The organism is Cupriavidus basilensis, assembly GCF_000876015.1.
Classification (GTDB): Bacteria; Pseudomonadota; Gammaproteobacteria; order Burkholderiales; family Burkholderiaceae; genus Cupriavidus; species Cupriavidus basilensis_B.
On the sequence record NZ_BBQM01000032.1, the window covers coordinates 42,107 to 62,382 of the forward strand.

19 protein-coding genes are annotated in these 20,276 nt (G+C 69.5%); 5 read left to right on the forward strand and 14 right to left on the reverse strand.

The window, feature by feature from the left end; genetic code table 11:
- Nucleotides 1-31: 31 nt before the first annotated feature.
- From flhC to KF708C_RS31975, 7 genes are all read right to left on the reverse strand, one after another.
- The gene (gene flhC / locus KF708C_RS31945) at nt 32-637 is read right to left on the reverse strand and encodes a flagellar transcriptional regulator FlhC (protein WP_029044406.1); all 606 of its coding nucleotides are present in this window, start codon (nt 635-637) and stop codon (nt 32-34) included.
- The gene (gene flhD, locus KF708C_RS31950) at nt 634-951 is read right to left on the reverse strand and encodes a flagellar transcriptional regulator FlhD (protein ID WP_006162633.1); all 318 of its coding nucleotides are present in this window, start codon (nt 949-951) and stop codon (nt 634-636) included. Before flhD ends, flhC begins: the two co-directional genes overlap by 4 nt.
- A 451-nt stretch (nt 952-1,402) precedes the next feature.
- Entirely contained in the window at nt 1,403-2,137 is a 735-nt protein-coding gene (locus tag KF708C_RS31955) for a DUF4088 family protein (RefSeq protein WP_029044405.1), read from the reverse strand.
- Nucleotides 2,138-2,229: 92 nt separating this feature from the next.
- Nucleotides 2,230-4,032, reverse strand: coding sequence for a methyl-accepting chemotaxis protein (locus KF708C_RS31960; protein WP_059415748.1), 1,803 nt, complete (start codon nt 4,030-4,032; stop codon nt 2,230-2,232).
- Between the two features lie 298 nt (nt 4,033-4,330).
- Nucleotides 4,331-5,977, reverse strand: a complete 1,647-nt coding sequence (locus tag KF708C_RS31965) for a methyl-accepting chemotaxis protein (RefSeq protein ID WP_059415749.1) — start codon at nt 5,975-5,977, stop codon at nt 4,331-4,333.
- 48 nt (nt 5,978-6,025) lie between these two features.
- Nucleotides 6,026-6,505, reverse strand: coding sequence for a chemotaxis protein CheW (locus KF708C_RS31970; RefSeq protein ID WP_020206750.1), 480 nt, complete (start codon nt 6,503-6,505; stop codon nt 6,026-6,028).
- Between the two features lie 165 nt (nt 6,506-6,670).
- Nucleotides 6,671-7,054 carry a response regulator gene (locus KF708C_RS31975; RefSeq protein WP_029044404.1) on the reverse strand — a complete coding sequence of 128 codons (384 nt, stop codon included), beginning with the start codon at nt 7,052-7,054 and terminating at the stop codon, nt 6,671-6,673.
- Nucleotides 7,055-7,575: 521 nt separating this feature from the next.
- On the opposite strand from KF708C_RS31975, the gene KF708C_RS31980 reads away from it, so the two are divergent.
- Nucleotides 7,576-8,328: a hypothetical protein gene (locus tag KF708C_RS31980; RefSeq protein WP_020424023.1), complete on the forward strand. Its 753-nt coding sequence runs from the start codon at nt 7,576-7,578 to the stop codon at nt 8,326-8,328.
- 28 nt (nt 8,329-8,356) lie between these two features.
- Here the strand turns inward: KF708C_RS31980 and KF708C_RS31985 are convergent, their stop codons facing one another.
- The 3 genes from KF708C_RS31985 to KF708C_RS31995 all read right to left on the reverse strand — a co-directional run bounded on the left by KF708C_RS31985 (nt 8,357) and on the right by KF708C_RS31995 (nt 12,991).
- Entirely contained in the window at nt 8,357-10,312 is a 1,956-nt protein-coding gene (locus KF708C_RS31985) for a putative bifunctional diguanylate cyclase/phosphodiesterase (protein WP_059415751.1), read from the reverse strand.
- Nucleotides 10,313-10,446: 134 nt separating this feature from the next.
- Nucleotides 10,447-12,240: a methyl-accepting chemotaxis protein gene (locus KF708C_RS31990; RefSeq protein ID WP_059415755.1), complete on the reverse strand. Its 1,794-nt coding sequence runs from the start codon at nt 12,238-12,240 to the stop codon at nt 10,447-10,449.
- A 139-nt stretch (nt 12,241-12,379) separates the two neighbouring features.
- The gene (locus tag KF708C_RS31995; protein WP_059415758.1) at nt 12,380-12,991 is read right to left on the reverse strand and encodes a flavin reductase family protein; all 612 of its coding nucleotides are present in this window, start codon (nt 12,989-12,991) and stop codon (nt 12,380-12,382) included.
- A gap of 339 nt (nt 12,992-13,330) precedes the next feature.
- Between KF708C_RS31995 and KF708C_RS32000 the strand changes: the two genes are divergently transcribed.
- Nucleotides 13,331-13,633, forward strand: coding sequence for an H-NS histone family protein (locus KF708C_RS32000; protein WP_020206694.1), 303 nt, complete (start codon nt 13,331-13,333; stop codon nt 13,631-13,633).
- Nucleotides 13,634-13,706: 73 nt separating this feature from the next.
- On the opposite strand, the gene galE is transcribed toward KF708C_RS32000, so the two are convergent.
- Both galE and KF708C_RS32010 read right to left on the reverse strand, forming a co-directional pair.
- Nucleotides 13,707-14,726, reverse strand: coding sequence for a UDP-glucose 4-epimerase GalE (gene galE, locus KF708C_RS32005; protein ID WP_020206695.1), 1,020 nt, complete (start codon nt 14,724-14,726; stop codon nt 13,707-13,709).
- A gap of 142 nt (nt 14,727-14,868) precedes the next feature.
- Nucleotides 14,869-15,903 (reverse strand): tyrosine-type recombinase/integrase, encoded by a 1,035-nt coding sequence (locus KF708C_RS32010; protein WP_059415846.1) that lies wholly within the window; start codon nt 15,901-15,903, stop codon nt 14,869-14,871.
- A gap of 302 nt (nt 15,904-16,205) precedes the next feature.
- On the opposite strand from KF708C_RS32010, the gene KF708C_RS32015 reads away from it, so the two are divergent.
- Entirely contained in the window at nt 16,206-16,682 is a 477-nt protein-coding gene (locus KF708C_RS32015; protein WP_370552888.1) for a nuclear transport factor 2 family protein, read from the forward strand.
- A gap of 69 nt (nt 16,683-16,751) precedes the next feature.
- The gene (locus KF708C_RS32020) at nt 16,752-17,747 is read left to right on the forward strand and encodes an NAD(P)H-dependent flavin oxidoreductase (protein ID WP_020206698.1); all 996 of its coding nucleotides are present in this window, start codon (nt 16,752-16,754) and stop codon (nt 17,745-17,747) included.
- A 63-nt stretch (nt 17,748-17,810) separates the two neighbouring features.
- Here the strand turns inward: KF708C_RS32020 and KF708C_RS32025 are convergent, their stop codons facing one another.
- Nucleotides 17,811-18,356 carry a PadR family transcriptional regulator gene (locus tag KF708C_RS32025; protein WP_059415763.1) on the reverse strand — a complete coding sequence of 182 codons (546 nt, stop codon included), beginning with the start codon at nt 18,354-18,356 and terminating at the stop codon, nt 17,811-17,813.
- A 345-nt stretch (nt 18,357-18,701) separates the two neighbouring features.
- Here KF708C_RS32025 and KF708C_RS32030 point away from each other — a divergent pair, with 345 nt between their 5' ends.
- Nucleotides 18,702-18,923, forward strand: coding sequence for a hypothetical protein (locus KF708C_RS32030; RefSeq protein WP_029044391.1), 222 nt, complete (start codon nt 18,702-18,704; stop codon nt 18,921-18,923).
- Nucleotides 18,924-19,156: 233 nt separating this feature from the next.
- On the opposite strand, the gene KF708C_RS32035 is transcribed toward KF708C_RS32030, so the two are convergent.
- Nucleotides 19,157-20,176 (reverse strand): Bug family tripartite tricarboxylate transporter substrate binding protein, encoded by a 1,020-nt coding sequence (locus KF708C_RS32035; RefSeq protein ID WP_020206701.1) that lies wholly within the window; start codon nt 20,174-20,176, stop codon nt 19,157-19,159.
- Nucleotides 20,177-20,276: the final 100 nt, after the last annotated feature.

The window sequence follows — 20,276 nt, forward strand, 5'->3', positions numbered from 1 at the left end:
CGCAACCTGTCGTCGGGCCCGGGACTCCGGGTCAGGCGACGGCTTGCACGGGCGCGACGTCCTTCGAGAGCTTCTTCGCCTTGCCGGCGCGCGACGGTGGTCGGCACAGGCTGCACACGAAGTTCGCATGCGGCTCGTATGCGTGTGTCACGAACTGGCCGCCGCAGCAGGTGCAGCTGGAAAGCTGCAGCATGTTGCTCTCGAAAAACCGTACTAACGTCCAAGCACGGGTGAAACTTAAGACAATTTCGCTGCCGAGCAGCGATACGTGCTCGAGATAGAGGCGATAACTGGCCACCACCGCGCGGATGCCCGCCGTCTCGCCCTGCTGGACCATGAACTGGTAAGCCGAGAAAAACAGCGAGGAATGGATGTTCGGCAACCAGGTGGTGAACCAGTCGGTCGAGAACGGGAGCATGCCCTTGGGCGGCGAGGCGCCGCGCAGCTCCTTGTAGAGGCGGATCAACCGGTCGCGCGAGAGCGTGGTCTCGGCTTCGAGCACCTGCAGGCGCGCCCCCAGGCCGATCAGCTCGATGGCGAGCTGGGTCTGGTTGGCGTCCTGCAGCACGCTCTTGCGGTTGGGTACGGGAGCGGCCGTGAAGCTCCGGGCTGGCTGGGCTTGCAGGAGCGCGGTCAATTGAGCGACTCCACGGGTTGCCGCGCGAGCAGGATGGCAGCGTGGATCTGCTGCATGTCGTGACTCTTGGCCGTGTGGGTGAGCGTCGACAGCAACGCATGGTCATCGAACCGGAAGCGGCACAAGACCATGTTGGACGCTGCCAACTTGACGAGCTGGGCCGGTGTCAGCTTGGCGAGAATGTCGGCAATTTCCTTGCTGACGCCAAGCCGGAACATGGCTTCCAGATGGTTTTCGCGCACCAGGCGTTGCGCGAGCAGCAGATAGGCGAGATTGACCTCCCTGATCTCCTGGAGAACTTCACTGCTTTCCAATTTTTCCCCGCTACCAAAAACCCGTCGACCGCTTGTCCGGCGCTTACCCGCAGCACGGGGCTGAAGGCGACCAGATCGTTTGTGTGCGTGTGCGACGGGTACTGCGTACGACAAAGGAACTGCGCTTGGTCAGACTTATCTCGAACGTTACAAGTGTTACAGAGTGTAAGTAAGACTGTGAGAGTTATATCGGCAATTGGACCGGGCTGCCAATCCCCTCTAACGTTGGGTCAATCAAATGTCGCACGAAACATACATGGGATGCGAAGTTTGTAACAAGTCACCGATTTGTCATGTGATTTGCATCAAATCTGTTACCCATATGTAACAGAAGAAAGCCTCTAAAATGCACGATGCGTTACCTCCCGGACAGTGCCGAAGCCGGCGGAAACCACGGCGAAGTGGCGCCCGCGGGGGGTGTAGTCGCATTCCTCTATTGACCGCCCGGCACTCATTGCAGTAGCGCCCGGCGCAGCCACGCCGCCACGCGCGCGAACAGGTCGTCGGGCTCCTCGCGGAACAGGTGCGGGCAGGTCTGCTCGACCTGCTCCATGACGCGCGCGGTCTCCTCCGCGTTCACGGTGCCGTACTCCAGCGCGAGCGCCAGCAGCGCGCGCAGCTCGCCCAGGCGCGCGCGCGCGGCGCCCGCGCCGCGTTCGGTCTGCACCCGGTACATGACGTCGTAGACGCGGCTGCGCAGGCTCTCCGCCACGCGCCACGCCGGCGTCTGCATCTGCTCCTCCAGCACGCGGATGTCCACCGCGGAGCTGGCCAGCTGCGAGGCCAGCGGCTCGACGAAGGCGAGATCGGCGCCGGCATCCTCCAGGATCTGCCGCGACCACTCGCGCGCGCGCGTCAGGCGCTCCTGGGGCGTCCATTCGTAGCGCACCGCGAGGCCGTAGCCGAAGCGCTGGGCGTCGCGCATGAGCGTGGCCATCGCGTTGGGCAGCTGCTTGTTGAAGACGCGCTTGGCCCAGGCGTATTCGCCGCCGGAAAGCAGGCGCGTGACGGCGCGCTCGGTCAGCGGGCCGTCGTGGTGAAGCAGGCGGGCACGCAGGAAATCGTCGAAATCCGGCGGCGTGAATTCGCTGTCGAGCCCGGCGGAGAGCTTGACGAAATGGTCGAACTCGGCGCGCAGCTTGGCGGCGGCTTCGTCGGGCAACGCGAGTGAGATTTCCGTTGTCATGGGGTCCAGTGCTGACGTGGGCGCCGCGCGGCGCCGCCGCCGGCCGCGCCGGCATGCGTCGCCGCCCGAGGCCGGTGCCTCGGGTTATGGCCTCAGAAAGCGCTCCAGTCGCCGTTGTCCGACGCGGCCAGGGCGGGACGCGCCGGGCGCGCCGGCGCCGGCGCGGGGGCTTCCTGCGCGTCCTGGTCCGCGTGCGCGGCGTCGCCGTCGTCCAGTTCCTCGGCAACCGCGGCGGGCGCCGCCAGGCGGGTCGGCTCGACCCGGCGCAGCACCGCCGGCGCCTTGGCGCGCGGCGCCTCCGCGCGGCTGGCGGCGGCCTGCGCCTCGGCCAGGCGGAAGTTGGCCACCGAAGCCTGCAGGCGCGAGGCCTGGTCTTCCAGCGAGCCGGCCGCGGCGGCGGCCTCTTCGACCAGCGCCGCGTTCTGCTGCGTGACCTCGTCCATCTGCGCCACGGCCTTGTTGACCTGCTCGATGCCCGAGCTCTGCTCGGCCGAGGCCGCGCTGATCTCGCCCATGATGTCGGTCACGCGCTTGACCGCCTGCACGATCTCGCCCATCGTCTTGCCGGCCTGGTCCACCAGCGCCGAGCCGTTTTCCACGCGCGCCACCGAGTCGCCGATCAGGCCCTTGATTTCCTTGGCGGCGTTGGCGCTGCGCTGCGCCAGGCTGCGCACCTCGCCGGCCACCACCGCGAAGCCGCGGCCCTGCTCGCCGGCGCGCGCGGCTTCCACCGCCGCGTTGAGCGCCAGGATGTTGGTCTGGAACGCAATGCCTTCGATCACGCCGATGATGTCGACGATCTTCTTCGATGCATCGTTGATCTCGTCCATCGTCTGCACCACGCGGCCGACCACTTCGCCGCCCTTCACCGCGGTCTCCGAAGCGTTGGCGGCCAGCCCGCTGGCCTGGCGCGCGTTGTCCGCGTTCTGGCGCACCGTGCTGGTCAGCTCTTCCATGCTCGACGCGGTTTCCTCCAGCGAGGCCGCCTGCTGCTCGGTGCGCTGCGACAGGTCGCTATTGCCCGCGGCGATCTCGCGCGAGGCCGAGGCGATCGATTCGGCCGAATCCTTGAAGTCGCGCAGCGTGGCCGACAGTTGCTGCTGCATCTGCTTCATGGCGTGCAGCAGGCTGGTCTTGTCGCCGCCGCGCAGCTTGACCTCGCCGGAGAAGTCGCCGCCGGCGATGCGCGCGGCGATGGCCGCCGCATAACCGGGCTCGCCGCCGAGCTGGCGCGACAGCGTGCGGGCCAGGAAGGCGCCCAGCGCCACCGAAAGCGCCAGCGCGCCCAGCACCATGCCCAGCATCCACAGGCGCGAGGTCTGGTAGACGCCGCGCGCTTCTTCCATGTTGGCCAGCGCGCGCTCGTCGCGGCGCTTGACCATGTTGGCCATCACGTCCTCGAGCGCGCGGCTGTCCTTGATCAGGTCGGCGCTTTCCGTGAACACCTGGCTTTCGAACTGCGAGGTGTCGAGCGGCTGCTTGTTCACCAGCGTCACGTAGGCGCCGATGCGCTGGCGGTAGGCCGGCAGCAGGGTGTCGAACTGCTTGAGCATGGCCTGGCCTTCGGGCTGCGTGAAGGCGACGCGCGCGCCCTTCATGCGCTCGTCGAGCGCGGCCAGCGCTTTCTCGATCTGTTCCTTCTCGGCGGCGCGCTCGCCCATCGTCGAGGCGGACAGCAGCGCGATCTGCGCGCGGCTGGAATAGAGCAGGTCGATGTTGGCGCCCTGCACGCCCTTGAGCGACTGCAGGTCATCGTGGTAGATCTTGCCGGTCCAGTCGGCCATGCGCCCCATGTTGACGACGCCAAGCAACCCTATCACCGCGCCGATGAGCGACACGACCAGAAAGCCAGCGACCAGCTTGGTCGTGACGCGTAGCTGATTGAACCATTGCATGCAGACTACCTCTTTTCTCTGAATGACTTGACCAGATGCCTGCCTGTCCTGGCCGGCGGATGCCGGCCACCGCGGAACGGCGGCGCTATTTCTTGTTTTCCAGAACCAATGTTTTCAGACCGACCACTTCAGCCGGAGGCTGGCCGGCGCCGGGCTGCCGCCCCGCGCCGGCCTCGACCTGCCGGGTACATCCCTTGCATCCCTTAAATCCCTTGCATCCCTTGAATCCCGTACATCCCCGCACTGCTTGCCGGCGGGCTCGCCATGACCCGCCCGCCCCGCGCCGCGCGAGCGGCCGTCAGCCAGCCATCAGCCGCGGCTCGCCCTGCCCCGTGCCGCGCGCCGCCCGCACGGGGCGCGGCTCGGGACGCAGGCTCACGCGGAACGTGGCCACCGCATCGCGCAGGCGCTTGGCCTGATCTTCCAGCGAGCCGGCCGCGGCGGCGGCCTGCTCCACCAGTGCCGCGTTCTGCTGCGTCACCTCGTCCATCTGGGCCACCGCCTCGTTGACCTGCTCGATGCCCGAGCTCTGCTCGGCCGAGGCCGCGCTGATCTCGCTCATGATGCCGGTCACGCGCTCGACCGCCTGCACGATCTCGTTCATGGTCTTGCCGGCCTGGTCGACCAGCGCCGAACCATGTTCCACGCGCGCCACCGAGTCGCCGATCAAACCCTTGATTTCCTTGGCGGCGTTGGCGCTGCGCTGGGCCAGCCCGCGCACCTCCCCGGCCACCACCGCGAAGCCGCGGCCCTGCTCGCCGGCACGCGCCGCTTCCACCGCGGCGTTGAGCGCCAGGATGTTGGTCTGGAACGCAATGCCTTCGATCACGCCGATGATGTCGACGATCTTCTTCGACGCCTCGGTGATCTCGTCCATCGTCTGCACCACGCGGCCGACCGCTTCGCCGCCCTTCACCGCGGTTTCCGAGGCGTTGGCGGCCAGCCCGGTGGCCTGGCGCGCGTTGTCTGCGTTCTGGCGCACCGTGCTGGTCAGTTCCTCCATGCTCGACGCGGTTTCCTCCAGCGACGCCGCCTGCTGCTCGGTGCGCTGCGACAGGTCGCTGTTGCCCGCGGCCACCTGGCGCGTGGCGGAGGAAATGCTCGACATGCCTTCCTGGATCTCGCCGACCACCGACAACAGGCTGCGCTGCATGGTGCGCATGGCGCGGGACAGCGCGCCCATTTCGTCGGACGCGCGATAGTCCAGGTGGGTGGTGAGATCGCCCGCGCCCAGGCGCAGGGCGAAGTCCAGCATGTCGCGCACCGGCTTGTTCACCCGCGCCAGCAACAGCGAGCCGGCCACGAACGACGACACCACCGCCAGCGCGAAGCCGCCCCACAGCCACGGCCGCAGCGCGCCCGCGCCGTCGCCGGCCAGCAGCTCGAACGCCGCCAGCGCGGCCAGGAACCACACCAGCCCCGCCGCCTGCGACAGCACGATGCGGCGCCGGATCGTGACCTTGCGCAGCCGCCCGAACAGCCCGAACAGCCCGCGGCGCACCACCGCGCCGTTGCGCACGGCCAGGCGGCGGCCCTGGTCCTCGCGCAGGCGCGCATAGGCGGCCTCGGCCGCCTCGACCTGCTCGCGCGGCGGCATCGCGCGCACCGAGGTGTAGCCCACCAGCTGGCCGTCGGCCACGGTCGGCGTGACGGTGGCGCTGACCCAGTAGAAATCGCCGTTCTTGCGGCGGTTCTTGACGATGCCCACCCACGAGTGGCCGGCCTGGATGGTCTGCCACAGGTCGGCGAAGGCCGCGGCCGGCATGTCCGGGTGGCGCACCAGGTTGTGCGCGGCGCCGAGCAGTTCCTCGGCCGCGAACCCGCTGGTCTCGATGAAGGCGCGGTTGGCGAACGTGATGCGTCCCTTCAGGTCCGTGCGGGAGATGAGGTAGTCGTCCGGGGAGAGCTTGAACTCCCGGTTGGTAACAGGCTGGTTATTTCGCATGACTGGAGAAACTGCGTGGATCGGGCTGGCGGCGGAACAAGGTGCCGCTCAGGCGGCGACGGCGGCTTCGAGTGCCGCGAGCTCCTCGGTGTCCAGCAGTTTCTCGATGTCGACCAGGATCAGCATGCGGTCCTCGACCGAGCCGATGCCGCGTATGTATTCGGTTTCGCCGGAAAGCTGCGGAGCCTGGCGGACCTGGCCCGCGCCCAGCGTCAGCACGTCGGACACGCCGTCGACCACGATGCCGGTGGTCTGCTGGTGCAGCTCGACGATGATCACCACCGTGTACTGGTCGTAGGCGATCTTGGCCTGGCGGAACTTGATGCGCAGGTCGATGATGGGCACGATCAGGCCGCGCAGGTTGATCACCCCCTTGAGGTAATCGGGCGCGTTGGCGATCTGCGTGACGTTCTCGTAGCCACGGATCTCCTGCACCTTGAGGATGTCGATGCCGTACTCCTCGCCGCCCAGCCTGAAGGCGAGGAATTCCTCGCCCGTCCCTTCTGTCGTCTTGTTCGCGCTTTTCATTGTCTGGCTCCGCATGCCGGCTCCGGCCCCGGGGCGTCGCCAAAGCCCGGGCCGGCCAGCCCGCGGGCGGGCAGCCAGCCGAGACCCGGTGCGCCGGGGCACGAATGTCGTTTAGTGCTTAACGGCAGCCGCGGGCGTGGCTGAAGGGTAACAATGACAAAGCATTTACCCCACCTTCGTAGGGTCCAGCAGCGCGCCCACGGCCTCCATGAGCTGGTCGGGGTCGAACGGCTTGGCCAGGAAGCCCGATGCGCCGGCCACGCGCGCCTGCTCGCGCACCTGGCCGTCGGCCTCGGTGGTCAGCATCAGCATGGGGATGGCGGCATAGGCGCCGGTGGCCCGCAGCGTGCGGATCAGGGTCAGGCCGTCGGTGCCGGGCATGACCTGGTCGGTCACGAGCATGCCGAAGGACGCCGCCTGCGCCATTGCCAGCGCCTCGCCGCCGTCGGCGGCCTCGGACACGGCGTAGCCGCCGGTGCGCAGGCAGGCGCCGATCATGCGGCGCAAGGAGGGGGAATCGTCGACGACGAGGATGTGAGGCAAAGACATGGCGGCTCCGTTGACAGCACGATGGTGAGTCCACGGACGCGGCGATCTGGCGTGGTGGACCGGGGTTCGTTCCTGCCCTGGGCGGCATGCGCCCGGCGGACGCCCTGCGCGTTGTGGCATGCGCCGGCGACGAGGCAGAGACTGGCGCCGCGCCGCCGGCAAGGCCGGTGCGAAAGGCGCCCCTGCGGGGCATATCGGCAGCCGCGGCGAAATCCGTAGGCCGAATGCGGGCTGGCGCGCGCGATTGTGCGCGGCGGCGGCGAATTGCCCCGGCGTGCCGCCCTGCATGCCCCCCGCATACCCCCGGCATGCCGCCCGCGCGCCGTCCGCCTGCCGCCGACAGCGAGTGCCCGATAACCGATCGCCGGAAATCCGCTTACCCTACCTGCATGGGGTGCAGCAGGCCGCCGCGGGTGGGCATACTACGACGCCTGCTGCAGGATGCACCCCGCGCTTGCCGTGCCAGGCAAAGGCCCGCGGCGCCCACAAAATGGGCGCCGCGGCTTGATCGGAACCTCACCATGTCGAATTTGCCAGGCCCCCCGTGGCACCAGCGCGAGGTACCGGAAACGCGCCGCCCCGACAAGCTCACGGTGTTCGTGCAGGGCGCGCCGGATGCCCTGCTGGCGCCGCTGCCCGATTTCGGCGGGCGGCTGCAATGGCTGTCGCGGCGCCCGCGCCAGCCGGCCGACGCGCAGATCGTCATCGCCGAGCGCCAGATCGGCGCCACGCTGGCGCAGCGCCTGCGCTCGCTGCGCCATCCCGAGCGGCTGGTGCTGACCGTGCTGGTGGACGGCACCGCCGCCGCCGCGGCCGGCTGCGGCCCGGTCGTGCCCACCACCGCCGAGGCGCTGCCGCGCACCTTGCAGCTGCTGGCCTCGGTGCTGTTCGCGCCGGTGCTGGAAGACGGCCCCATGCCGCTGTCGTGGCAGGACGTGCACGCGGTGGCGAGCCGCGACGCGGTCGGCCTGGCGCTGCACCTGGACACCGGCGCCGAGTCCTGCATGGCGGACGAACTGCTGCTGCAGCTGGCGCGCTTCCACGGGCGCACGCGCATCGAGCCCGAGGCGCTGCTGGCCAGCATCTACCTGCCGCGCGGGCTGCCCTCGCTGGTGGCGTGCAGCCAGCAGCTGCGGCGCCTGGGCGCGGTCACGGGCCACCATTGCGAGACCCGCTTCGCCCTGCTGGTGCCCGAGAGCGGGCGCTTCACCCGCCTGCTGGCCCTGTTCCCGCCGGGCGGCGCGCTGCCGGAGCCGTTCACGCCGCGGCGCTGAGCGCGCGGCCGGCAGGCCGGCGCGGCGTTCAGGCCGCCGACATCAGCTCCGCGAAGGCGCCGGCATCGAGCGGCAGCGACAGCAGGTAGCCCTGCACCTCGTCGCAGCCCATCGCGGCGAGGATGTCCATCTGCGAGTTCGATTCCACCCCTTCTGCCACCACGCGCATGCGCAGTTCGTGCGCCAGCGCCACCATCGAGCCGACGATGGCGCGGCCCTGCGCGTCCACGTCGAGCCCGCCGATCAGCGTGCGGTCGATCTTCAGGGTGCCCACGCGCAGCCGCTTGAGGTAGCCCAGGCTGGAGTAGCCGCTGCCGAAATCGTCGAGCGCCACGTGGATGCCGAGCGTCTGCAGCTCGACCAGCGTCTCGAGCGACTGCGCGATGTCCTTCATCGCCGCGGTCTCGGTGATCTCCAGCGTCACGGCCGACGGCGGGATGTCGTGCTGGTGGATCTGCTCGAGCAGGTATTGCGGGAAGTCGCGGCTGGCGAAGCGCAGGCCGGAGACGTTGATGGCCACCGGCACGGTCGGGATGCCGGCGTCCTGCCATTGCCGGATCTGCCGGCAGACCGTGGCGATGACCCAGTCGTCGAGCTTGTCGATCTGCCCGGACTGCTCCGCCACGCTGATGAACTCGGCCGGGTTGACCACGCCGAGCGTGGGATGGCGCCAGCGGCACAGCGCCTCGGCGCCCACCACGGCGCGCTGGCGCACCTCGAACTTGGGCTGGTACTGCAGCGAGAGGCTGTCGTCCTGGATCGCCAGCCAGAGATCGCGCCGGATCACGCGCATGCGCCGGGCGCGCTCGCCGGCCGCGGAGTTGAACACGCGGACCTGGTTGGAGCCGCTCTCGCGCGCCTCGGTCAGGCTCACGCGCGCGGCCTGCATCAGCGCCTCGGAGGTCTGGGCGTCGCGCGGGTAGATGGCGATGCCGATGTTCACGCCGATCTGCATCTGCAGGCCGCGCGCGGCCACGAACTCCGCCAGCGAGCCCAGCAGGCGCGAGCCGAGCTCGTTGGCGCGGCTCTGGTGCACCAGCTCGGGCACGCCCACGGCGAACTCGTCGCGCGCCAGGCGGGCGAGGAAATCGTGCGGCTCCAGCGCGGCCTGCGCCAGCGCGCCGGCATCCTGCGCCAGGATGTCGTCGGCCCGCACCTCGAAGACTTCGTCGACCTTGCGGAAGTCGGCGATATGCACCAGCAGCACGGCGCAGCCGGTCTCGGCCAGCCGCGCCTGCGCGATCGACTGGTCGAGCCAGCGCGCGAAGGCGCTGCGGTCGGGCAGGTCGGTGCTCACGCTGTACTCGCCGACCGTGCCCTGGCCGCGCGCGGCGGTGCGCACGGTCAGGCGGCCCGGGATGCGGCCGCGCCGGCGTACCGGCAGGGTGCTGGCGACGGGCACCGGGCCGGACGGCAATTCCTCCGGCGGCTCGTCCTGCATGCCGGCGCTGGCGCCGCCGCTGTAGCCGGAGGCGGTGGCGAGATGCCAGCCGCTCGGGTTGGCGCGGCGCAGCCAGAAGAAGCCCAGCGACAGCGCCGCCAGCGCGCCCACGGCCAGCCACGCCGGCTGCACCGCGCCGCGCGGATCGGCGCACAGCGCCGACAGGCGCGAGCCGCCGCCGCACAGCGTGCTCAGGCGGGCGCCCGCGGCCACCACCACGCCGGCGCCCGCCAGCGCGGCCAGCAGCACGCCGCCGCGCAGCGGCGGCAGGTGGCGGCGCAGCCAGGGAATGGCCAGCGCCACCGCCACCGTCGCGGCCAGCGCGGTGGTGGTCTGCACCACGCCGTGCGAGAAGCGCAGGCTGCCCGAGGCCACCACGACCCACAGCGGCAGGCCGACCGAGGCCGGCGACAACAGCAGGAACGCCCAATGCAGCGACCTGGCGGGACCGCGTGCCAGCTCCCGGTCCGGCTTGGCTGCACGTATGCCCAGCCCGACCGCGAGGCCAAAGAGAGCAGCGAGCAGCAGAAGGCTAGCACTCATGTCGATAAGGAAGCTGGGCAAGAATTGAGAGCGATGATGACGCGACGATGCGGTCGATGCGGCGCGAGACCCGCATCATCGCATCACGCAGGCGTCCCCGAAAAGGAAAACGGCTGCGGTCGCGCCGGCATGGGTCAGAACGCGCTCCAGTCGTCGCCGCCAGCGCCACCCGCGCCGGCCGCGCTGGCCGCGAGCACCGGCACCCGCGCGGGCGGCGCCACGCGCCGGACCGGCTCGCGCCGCGCGGGCGCGGCGGGCTGGAGCCGGGGCGCGCGCGAGGCCGGCGCGGCGGCGCGCGGGGCCGCCGCCGGGGCGGTCACCGCATGGCCGACCGTATGGCTGACCGTATGGCTGACGGCGGGGCCGGCGCCCTGGCCGGCGGCGAGCCGGAACACGGACACCACGCCGTTGAGCTTCTGCGCCTGTTCTTCCAGCGCGCCCGCGGCGGCGGCGGCTTCTTCCACCAGCGCGGCGTTCTGCTGCGTGGCCTCGTCCATCTGCGAGACCGCCTGGTTGACCTGCTCGATGCCGCTGGTCTGCTCCTGCGTGGCCGCGCCGATCTCGTTCATGATGTCGGTCACGCGCTTGACCGCGCTGACGATCTCGCCCATCGTCTGGCCGGCCTCGGCCACCAGGCGCGTGCCGCTTTCCACGCGCTGGCCGGATTCGCTGATGAGCGCCTCGATCTCCTTGGCGGCGCCGGCCGAGCGCTGGGCCAGGCTGCGCACCTCGCCGGCCACCACGGCGAAGCCGCGGCCCTGCTCGCCGGCGCGCGCGGCTTCCACCGCGGCGTTGAGCGCCAGGATGTTGGTCTGGAACGCAATGCCCTCGATCACGCCGATGATCTCCACCACCTTGCGCGACGAGCCGTTGATCTCGTTCATGGTATCGACCACGCGGCCCACCACCTCGCCGCCCTTGAGGGCGATCTGCGAGGCGTCGCCGGCGAGCTGGCCGGCCTGGCGCGCGTTGTCGGCGTTCTGGCGCACCACCGTGGTCAGCTCTTCCATGCTGGCGGCGGTCTGTTCGAGCGAGGAGGCCTGCTCCTCGGTGCGCTGGGACAGGTTGAGGTTGCCGGAGGCGATCTGGCCGGTGGCCGCGGCGATCGAGTCGGTGCCGCCGCGCACCTGCGCGACGATGTTGGAAAGGCTGTCCTGCATCGACGCGAGCGCCTGCATCATGCGGCCGATCTCGTTGCGCGACACATTGACGATGCGCGAGGTCAGGTCGCCGCCGGCCATGCGCTCGAACACCGACAGCGCTTCCTCGACCGGCCGCACGATGGCCCGGTGCAGCGCCAGCGTGGACAGCGCGGCCACCACCAGGCCGAGCGCGATCAGCGCGAACGACAGCATGCGCACGCTCTGGAAGCCGGACTGGGCGAGATTGAAGTTCTCCTCGCCGGTGCGGAACTGGTAGCCCTGCAAGGCCTCGTAGGCCGTCGCCAGGCTGCGCTGCATGTCGGGCAGCTCGTTCTTGGCGAGGGCCAGCGCCTGCTCGGCGTTGTTCTCCAGCAGCGCCTTCTGCAGGGGCTTGATGCCCTTTTCCATGAAATCGCGGCGCTTGCGGTCCACCTCGTCCGCCAGGGCCTTTTCCTCGGCGCTCTGCGGCAGCGCGGCGTAGCGCTTCCATGCGGCGTCGGCGCTGTCGACGAAGGTCATCGAGCGGTCCACCACCGCCTTGCCTTCTCCGCCGGCGCCCGGCATCACGCCGCGGTCCAGCGCCAGCCGCATGCGGGTGGTGCCGAGCATGGTCTCGCTCAGCGCCTGGGCCGAGGCGAGCTGGTTGCCATAGGTTTCCTGGAGTGCTGCGTTGCTGCTGGATATGCCATGCAGGCCGGCCGCGCCGACCAGCACGAGCAGGACCGACAACAATGCCATCGCCCCGCGCAGCAAGGTCTTGATCTGAATATTGTTATGGAACGACATAAAACACCCGATACGGTAAGGAACGCGCGGGACCTCCTCCGGCCCCGGCCCGGCGGATCGACACCCCTGCGATCCGCTCACGGCAAATAACGGCGAGCCGCCGAGAATCCTTGAGAAGGTGCGGTGCGCGCCACGCCGCTTATGCGCCGCCCTCCGATTCCACCTGAAATGCCTCCCCGGTGGCGAAAAACGCCCCGCCGGCAAGATAGTGGATCGAGCGGTGTTCGTTATCCGGAAAATGCCAGCGGCCCGCCGAAAACGCTGCCGCGTCGGCCCAGGCGGCCACGACCTCGGCGATGAACAGATCATGGCGCGCCGCATTATGCGGCTCGGGGATCACCCGGCATTCGAGCCAGCCGAGGCAGCCCGCCAGCAGCGGCGCGGCGATTTCCCGCGCGGGGAACGTGGACAAACCCGCGGCGGCGAACTTGTCGGCCTCGCGGCCGGAGCGCGAGCCGACCGCCAGCGTGGCGCCCGCCTGCGCGCGCGCCGGGATGTTCAGCGCGAATTCGCCGGACGCTTCCACCAGTTCGCGCGTGAGCGTGCGCGCATCGATCACCACCGCCACCTTGGCCGGCTGGAAGTCCAGCGGCATGGCCCAGGAGGCGGCCATGACGTTGCGCCGCCCGCCGTGCGCGCTGGTGACCAGCGTCACCGGCCCGTGATTGAGCAGCCGGTAGGCCTTGGGCAGTTCCACGGGAACGAAGCCGGCCGGCGCGGCGGCCGCGGCGTTGATCGGATCGGATGACATGGCAGCGTGGTGGCGAAGGATGGATGGGCGCGCGAAACGGACCGCTATTGTTACAGCAAACGCACCCGGAGGCGATGGCCAATACCCGGCGGGGGTATTTCCCCCTGCCGGCGGGACAAAAACATGCAAATGAGCCGGGTCTCATTTTTCCGCCGCGTGGCGCGGCGCCGAAAATGCCCGGCGGCGCCGCGACCAGAGATTGGCGCGGAAGTTCATTAATTTGACACGGGCGCCAATTTATCGGAATTCTCTTTCTGCCGACATGGGCATATGCAGGATCGCCACACCCCGTTATAATCGTCCCACTCTCACCCGCTCACCAGTAAATCGAGGCTCGTAATGGCGACTTATCAGGAAATTGTTCAGAAAATCAGCGAACTCCAGAAGCAGGCCGAGGAAATCAAGGCGCGCGAGCAGGCGACCGTCATTGCCGATATTCGCGAGAAAATCGAGCAATATGGCCTGACCGCCGACGATCTCGGCTTCGGCACCAAGCCCGCCGCCAGCAAGAAGGCCACCCGCAAGGTGCCGGTGCGCTACCGCGACAGCGCGGGCAACACCTGGACCGGCCGCGGCAAGCGCCCGGGCTGGCTGACCCAGGCGCTGGCCTCCGGCAAGAACATCGACGACTTCCTGATCTGAACCAGGGTTTCGCCGCAGGCATGAAAACGGCCGGGCCAGCGCCCGGCCGTTTTTTATTGCCCGCCGGCGCGGCTCAGCCGGCGAAGCCGAGCGGGTTCATCGACTGCCAGCGCCACGAGTCCTCGCACATGCGGTCGATGTCGTGCCTGGCCTGCCAGCCGATCAGCGCGTGCGCCAGCGCCGGGTCGGCATAGCACGAGGCGATGTCGCCCGGGCGGCGCGCCACGATCTCGTACGGCACCGGCCGGCCGCTGGCGCGCTCGTAGGCCGCCACCACTTCCAGCACGCTGTAGCCGCGGCCGGTGCCGAGATTCACGGTCAGGCACTGCTGCTTGTCGCGCAGGTAGACCAGCGCGTCGAGGTGGCCGGCGGCGAGGTCGCACACGTGGATGTAGTCGCGCACGCCGGTGCCGTCCGGGGTCGGGTAGTCGCCGCCATACACCATCAGCTTCTCGCGCCGGCCGCCGGCGACCTGCGCCACGTAGGGCATCAGGTTATTGGGCACGCCGCCCGGGTCTTCGCCGATCAGACCGCTCTCGTGCGCGCCCACCGGATTGAAATAACGCAGGTAGGCAATGCGCCACGACGGGTCCGAATGCTCCAGGTCGCGCAGGATCTGCTCGCCCATCAGCTTGGTCTGGCCGTAGGGATTGGTGGCCGACAGCGGAAAGTCCTCGAGGATCGGCACGGCATGCGGATTGCCATAAACCGTGGCCGACGAGCTGAACACCAGCTGCTTCACGCCGGCCGCGTTCATTGCCGAGCACAGCGTGAGCAGGCCGCCGAGATTATTGCCGTAATAATCGAGCGGCTTGGCGACCGATTCGCCCACCGCCTTGAGCGCGGCGAAATGAATCGCTCCGGTGATGCGGTGCTCGGCGAACAGGCGGTCCAGCAAGGCCCGGTCGCGCACGTCGCCTTCGACAAAATCCGGGCGCTGCCCGGTTATCCGCGCCAGCCGCTCCACCACCTCGCGGTTGCTATTGCAGAGATTATCCAGGCCGATCACGCGATAGCCGGCTTCGAGCAGGGCCACCCAGGTGTGCGAGGCGATATAACCGGTAGCTCCCGTGAGCAGCAAGGTTTCAGACATGGCGATTCATCGGTAAGTTGAGAAAGAGGCGAAACGGGCGCGGCAACGGCGCCGGCCCTGGCTGCCGCGCCCGCTCCTGCCCGGCATGCGGCAATGAGCACCAGCAAGCGGGGCCGGCGGCGCGGCGAGGCGGGTAAGCATATCAGGCCGCATCGGGCACGCGCGTGACGGCGCCCGCATGCCGCGCCGGCGGCTGGCCCGAGCGGGCCTGCCACGCTTCGAACGCGGCCCGCAGGCGCCAGCCGGATTCCAGGTCGCGCATGCCGAGGCGCTGCGCCACCTCGGCCGGGCTCGCGCCGGCTTCGAAGTGCAGCGCGCAGCAGGTGTTGCGCAGCGTCTGCGGCGAGGCGCGCTCGCTGCGCCCCGCCAGCACGCCGGCTTCGTCGAGCAGGATCTCGACGCGGCGGTACAGCGAGGCGGCGTGCAGCGGCCGGCCCGCCGGCGTGGCGGGGAAGACCAGTTCGCCAAGCGTGTCCGCGGCCGCGCGGACTGCCAGCCACGCCAGCAGCGCGGCGCGCGCGAAGGCGAAGACCGGCGCCTCGTAGGCGCGGCCGTTGTCGGCGCGCACCAGGCGCAGCGCGCGGGCGTCCGGCGCGATGCTCTGCGCGCGCAGGTCGCGGGCTTCGCCCACCTTGAGGCCGGCGCCCAGCAGCACCGCCACCAGCGCGGTGTCGCGCGCGCGCTTCCACTGCGTCGGCGACGGCATGCCGGCGTCCTTGCCATCCTGGCCGTCGTTCGCGCGCGGCGGCGCCGGCGCCAGCACGCGGGCGATCACGATGTCCCGCTCGGCGGGCAGCAGGAATGCCGTGGGATCGTTCTCGCCTTCGGCCAGATGCGCGCGCACGGCCTGGCTGGCGGGGTTGTGCAGGCCGTCCTGCAACCGCGACAGATGATGGAACACGCGCTCGATCAGGCGCGCGTAGCGGTAGCGGTGATGCTTGTGCAGGTCCTGCTCGTCGAGGAACGCGCCGATCTGCTCGGCCGACCACGCCAGCGGCGCCACGCCGCGCTCGCCCGACCAGCGCAGCAGCTTGCCCCACATGGCGCGGTAGACCACGGCGGTGCCGTGGCGGAAGCCGTGGCTGGCCAGCCAGCCGTCGAAGGCGCGCTCGGGCTGGGCACGCCAGGCGGTCAGATCCGCATCGAACAGCGCCAGGGGCGGCCCGTCTGCGCGCATGTTGGTCTTCACTTGCGCTCCTGCGTTGGTTTGCGGCAATGGCGGTATTGTAGACAAGACGCCACAAAACACCGAGCCCCGCGACATGCGAACGCGGCGGCCGGGCGCAGCGGGCGGCATCCGCCGCGAATTTGGCGGGCCGGCGGCATGCAGCCAGTTGCATTCGCGCGCGCGGGCTGCTACCTTTCACCTGATCGCTAATGCAACTGGTTGCATAGAGACGACGGCGAACCGATATTCCGATGCCTGGGATATCCGATACCCGATACCCCGACACCCCGACACCCCGATACCGAAGAACGATGCCGGGGCGGCCCGCCCGCCCCCGGCCAACCCGGAGAAGACACTTGACCCAAGCAACGCTGTCGGCGGCGGCGCAGGCCTCGCTGGCCATCTGGCACCGCATGATCGCCACCCATTCGATGGACGAGCTGGACGGCATCGTCGCCGACGAGGTCGTCTTCCATTCGCCGGTGGCGCACACGCCCTACCCGGGGCGCGCCGCGCTGCGCATGGTGCTCGAGACCGTCAACCAGGTCTTCCAGGATTTCCGCTACCACCGCGGCTTCGTCGGCGACGACGGCCGCAGCGTGGTGCTGGAATTCAGCGCGCGCGTGGATGGCAAGGCGGTCAAGGCCATCGACATGATCCGCTTCGACGCCAACGGCAGGATCGACGACTTCGAAGTCATGGTCCGCCCCAAGAGCGGCCTCGACGCGCTGGCCGCGGCGATGGGCGCGCGGCTCGCCGGCCAGACCTCCGTCCTGCACGGCGCCTGAGCGGCGCCGCCATTCTGGCCACCAACCCTTTCCGATCCGGTCCCCGGACCTAACCTTGCGCTAAAGACCATGTCACTTCCCGCCATCCTCCAGAACCGCCTGTCCCTGCCGGTGGTGTGCTCGCCGCTGTTCATCATCTCCAACCCCGACCTGGTCATTGCCCAGTGCAAGGCCGGCGTGGTGGGCTCCTTCCCCGCGCTGAACGCGCGCCCGGGCCCGGTGCTCAACGACTGGCTGGACCGCATCACCACCGAGCTGGCCGAGCACGACGCCCGCCACCCGGACCGCCCGGCCGCGCCGTTCGCGGTCAACCAGATCGTGCACAAGTCCAACGACCGGCTGGACCACGACCTGGAGCTGTGCGTGCGCTACAAGGTGCCCATCGTCATCACCTCGCTGGGCGCGCGCAAGGAAGTCAACGACGCGGTGCATTCCTACGGCGGCATCGTGCTGCACGACATCATCAACAACACCTTCGCGCGCAAGGCCATCGAGAAGGGCGCGGACGGCCTGATCGCGGTGGCCGCCGGCGCCGGCGGCCATGCCGGCACCTTGTCACCGTTCGCGCTGCTGCACGAGATCCGCGAGTGGTTCGACGGCCCGCTGCTGCTGTCGGGCGCCATCGCCAGCGGCGACGGCATCCTCGCCGCGCAGGCCGCGGGCGCGGACCTGGCCTACGTGGGCTCGGCCTTCATCGCCACCGAGGAGGCCAACGCGCAGGCCGGCTACAAGCAGATGATCGTGGACAGCAGCGCGTCCGACATCGTCTACTCCAACCTGTTTACCGGCGTGCACGGCAACTACCTGCGCCAGAGCATCGTCAATGCCGGGCTCGACCCGGAAGCGCTGCCGCAGTCGGATCCGTCCAAGATGAACTTCGGTTCGGGCAGCGCCAAGGCGTGGAAGGACATCTGGGGCGCCGGCCAGGGCGTGGGCGCGGTCAAGCGCGTGGTGCCGGCGGCCGAACTGGTGCGCCGCTTCGCCGAGGAATACGCGCTGGCGCGCCGCCGCCTCGGGCTGGCCCCGCACACCGCCGGCGCCACCGCCGCGGCCGACCTGGCCTGATCTAGCATCCTCGCGGCCCGGCGCGGCCGCGGGCGCCTCGCGCGCCGGGCTGCGCCTTTCCTTTCAGGCGCCGCCGCCCGGCTGCGCCAGCAGCGGCAGCAGGTCCTCGGCCCACGCCACCCAGTCTTCCTCGTAGCGGATGCCCCGGCGCAGCAGCGCATGCTGCAGGCGCTGCGCGCGCGTCGGCTCGGCCGCGGCAAAATCGCGCACCTCGATCCTGCGGTAGGTCTCCAGCCGCTCGCGGTGCATCTCGATCAGGCGCGCCATTTCCGGGCCCAGGCCGAGCGGCCCGATGACCGCGTCGGCGCGCAGCCTGACCAGGATCTCGTCGCGCGCGTCCAGCCCGTTGGCGGGCTCCAGCACCCAGCGCGCCAGTTCGTCGCGCCCCGGCGGCAGCACGAAATACACCTTCTTGCGGTTGCGCGCGTCGCCCTCGCTCTCCTGCGCGGCGATCCAGCCGTTCTGCGCCATGCGGCCCAGCTCCCGGTAGATCTGCTGGTGCGTGGCATGCCAGAAATAGCCGATCGAGCGGTCGAAGCGGCGTGCCAGTTCATAGCCGGACGACGGTTTTTCCAACAGGGAAGTCAGGAGGGCGTGCTGGACGGACATGCAAGAAGGGGTGACGTGGAGGCCGCCCGGCGGGCGATTCGCGCGGGCCGCGTGGCCTGGATGGCCGGCATGGCAACCGTCTATGTTAGCGCAAAGCCGCGCGCGCACGGCACGCGGCGCGCTGTCCGCCACCGGCCGCGCGGCGGCGCCGGCACCCCGCGCGCGGGCCGATCATTGCGCGATATATGACAAATTGAAGCGTCGACCACACCCAGAATTAAAAAATACGAAATAGCATTTTGCGACCCGCTGCCATACATTTGCAGACATAGCCATTTTTGCATGGCCCGTGCCGCTATTCGGCCACGGCGCGGGGCATGCGAATCCATCGATCGGGAGTCGTCCATGCCAGGACAAAAAGATTACGCCGAAGACCGGGATGTCCCTTGGGAAGCCGACGGCGACGGACCTGCGGCACCGCCCGCGCAGGCCGCCTCGATGCCGGTGTACTACCGCCTGCCGGACACGCCGGAAGGCCACCATATCAAGGAATACGCCAGCGGCCTGCGGCAGCTGGTGCGCTTCGTGGGCGTCGAAGAACAGGTCGTCAAGTACAGCCTCGGCTGAAGCAGCCCCGGCGCAAGAGCGCGAAGACATGCGTCCGTGACGCTTTCTTGTCTCCTCCTGCCCTGTGAGTGGGCCGGAATTGAGCCCGCGGGATCCGCGGGCTTTTTTTCGTCCTCGCGGCACGGCGCCGGGAATGGCACCGGGAGTGGCGCCCAAAAGACAAGGCCGCGGCCGGGACGGCTGTCCCGGACCGCGGCCGGTCCGACGGTCTGAAGCGAGCGGGGCCTAGCGCATCAGTCCACGGTCGCGCCGGAGGCCTTCACCACCTTGGCCCACTTGGCGGCTTCGCTCTTCATGAAGGCAGCCAGTTGCGCCGGCTTTTCCGGATGGGCTTCCGCGCCCTGGTCGGCCATCTGCTTCTGCACGTCCGGCATGGCCAGGATCTTCACCACTTCGGCGTTGATGCGGTCGACGATGGGCTGCGGCGTGCCGCCGGTGGCGTACAGCGCGAACCACGAGGTGGCTTCGTAGCCAGGCACGCCGGCTTCGGCCACGGTCGGCACGTTCGGCAGCGCCGGCGAGCGCTTGGCCGAGGTCACGGCGATGGCGCGCAGCTTGCCGGCCTTCACGTGCGGGTACGACGACGGCAGGTTGTCGAACATCAGGCCGATCTGGTTGCCCAGCAGGTCATTCACGGCCGGGGCGCTGCCCTTGTACGGAATGTGCTGGATGTGCAGGCCGGTCATCGAATTGAACAGCTCGCCCGACAGGTGCATCGACGAGCCGCTGCCCGACGAGCCATACGACAGCTTGTCCGGGTTGGCCTTCACGTAGGCGATCAGCTCCTTGATGGTGCTGACCGGCACCTTGGGATTGACCACCACCAGGTTCGGCACCATCGCCACGCGCGTGATCGGGGCGAAGTCCTTGACCGGATCGTACGGCAGCCTGGAGTACAGCGACTGGTTGATGGAGTGGGTGCCGATGGTGCCCATGAACAGCGTGTAGCCGTCGCCCGGGGCCTTGGCCGCCAGCGCGGCGCCGATGTTGCCGCCCGCGCCCGGACGGTTGTCGATCACGACCGGCTGGCCGAGCGCCTTGCCCAGTTGCAGGCCGACGATGCGCGCCAGGATGTCGGTGGTACCGCCGGCCGAGAACGGCACGATCATGGTGATCGGCTTGGTCGGGTAGGTGCCTTGGGCTTGGGCGCTGCCGGCCACGCCGGCGAACGCCGCGGCCAGCGCGACGCCGGCGGCCAGCAGGCGCCGGCGCGTATTGACGTGCAGAGGGCTTGCTTGGAAATCGGTTTTCATGTTTGCTCCAGGTAAATCGCTATCGGCCCGCACCGGCGGCGCGGGTCGTCTTTTTTAGTTATGGACTGCGGATTGCTTCGGCGTGATGACACCGCGGCAT

Excerpts from the sequence above, each read along its gene's own strand:
- KF708C_RS31955 (WP_029044405.1), bottom strand. The coding sequence starts at position 2,137 with ATGACAACGGAAATCTCACTCGCGTTGCCCGACGAAGCCGCCGCCAAG.
- KF708C_RS31960 (WP_059415748.1), bottom strand. The coding sequence starts at position 4,032 with ATGCAATGGTTCAATCAGCTACGCGTCACGACCAAGCTGGTCGCTGGC.
- KF708C_RS31965 (WP_059415749.1), bottom strand. The coding sequence starts at position 5,977 with ATGCGAAATAACCAGCCTGTTACCAACCGGGAGTTCAAGCTCTCCCCG.
- KF708C_RS31970 (WP_020206750.1), bottom strand. The coding sequence starts at position 6,505 with ATGAAAAGCGCGAACAAGACGACAGAAGGGACGGGCGAGGAATTCCTC.
- KF708C_RS31975 (WP_029044404.1), bottom strand. The coding sequence starts at position 7,054 with ATGTCTTTGCCTCACATCCTCGTCGTCGACGATTCCCCCTCCTTGCGC.
- KF708C_RS31980 (WP_020424023.1), top strand. The coding sequence starts at position 7,576 with ATGTCGAATTTGCCAGGCCCCCCGTGGCACCAGCGCGAGGTACCGGAA.
- KF708C_RS31985 (WP_059415751.1), bottom strand. The coding sequence starts at position 10,312 with ATGAGTGCTAGCCTTCTGCTGCTCGCTGCTCTCTTTGGCCTCGCGGTC.
- KF708C_RS31990 (WP_059415755.1), bottom strand. The coding sequence starts at position 12,240 with ATGTCGTTCCATAACAATATTCAGATCAAGACCTTGCTGCGCGGGGCG.
- KF708C_RS31995 (WP_059415758.1), bottom strand. The coding sequence starts at position 12,991 with ATGTCATCCGATCCGATCAACGCCGCGGCCGCCGCGCCGGCCGGCTTC.
- KF708C_RS32000 (WP_020206694.1), top strand. The coding sequence starts at position 13,331 with ATGGCGACTTATCAGGAAATTGTTCAGAAAATCAGCGAACTCCAGAAG.
- galE (WP_020206695.1), bottom strand. The coding sequence starts at position 14,726 with ATGTCTGAAACCTTGCTGCTCACGGGAGCTACCGGTTATATCGCCTCG.
- KF708C_RS32010 (WP_059415846.1), bottom strand. The coding sequence starts at position 15,903 with ATGCGCGCAGACGGGCCGCCCCTGGCGCTGTTCGATGCGGATCTGACC.
- KF708C_RS32015 (WP_370552888.1), top strand. The coding sequence starts at position 16,206 with ATGCCGGGGCGGCCCGCCCGCCCCCGGCCAACCCGGAGAAGACACTTG.
- KF708C_RS32020 (WP_020206698.1), top strand. The coding sequence starts at position 16,752 with ATGTCACTTCCCGCCATCCTCCAGAACCGCCTGTCCCTGCCGGTGGTG.
- KF708C_RS32025 (WP_059415763.1), bottom strand. The coding sequence starts at position 18,356 with ATGTCCGTCCAGCACGCCCTCCTGACTTCCCTGTTGGAAAAACCGTCG.
- KF708C_RS32030 (WP_029044391.1), top strand. The coding sequence starts at position 18,702 with ATGCCAGGACAAAAAGATTACGCCGAAGACCGGGATGTCCCTTGGGAA.
- KF708C_RS32035 (WP_020206701.1), bottom strand. The coding sequence starts at position 20,176 with ATGAAAACCGATTTCCAAGCAAGCCCTCTGCACGTCAATACGCGCCGG.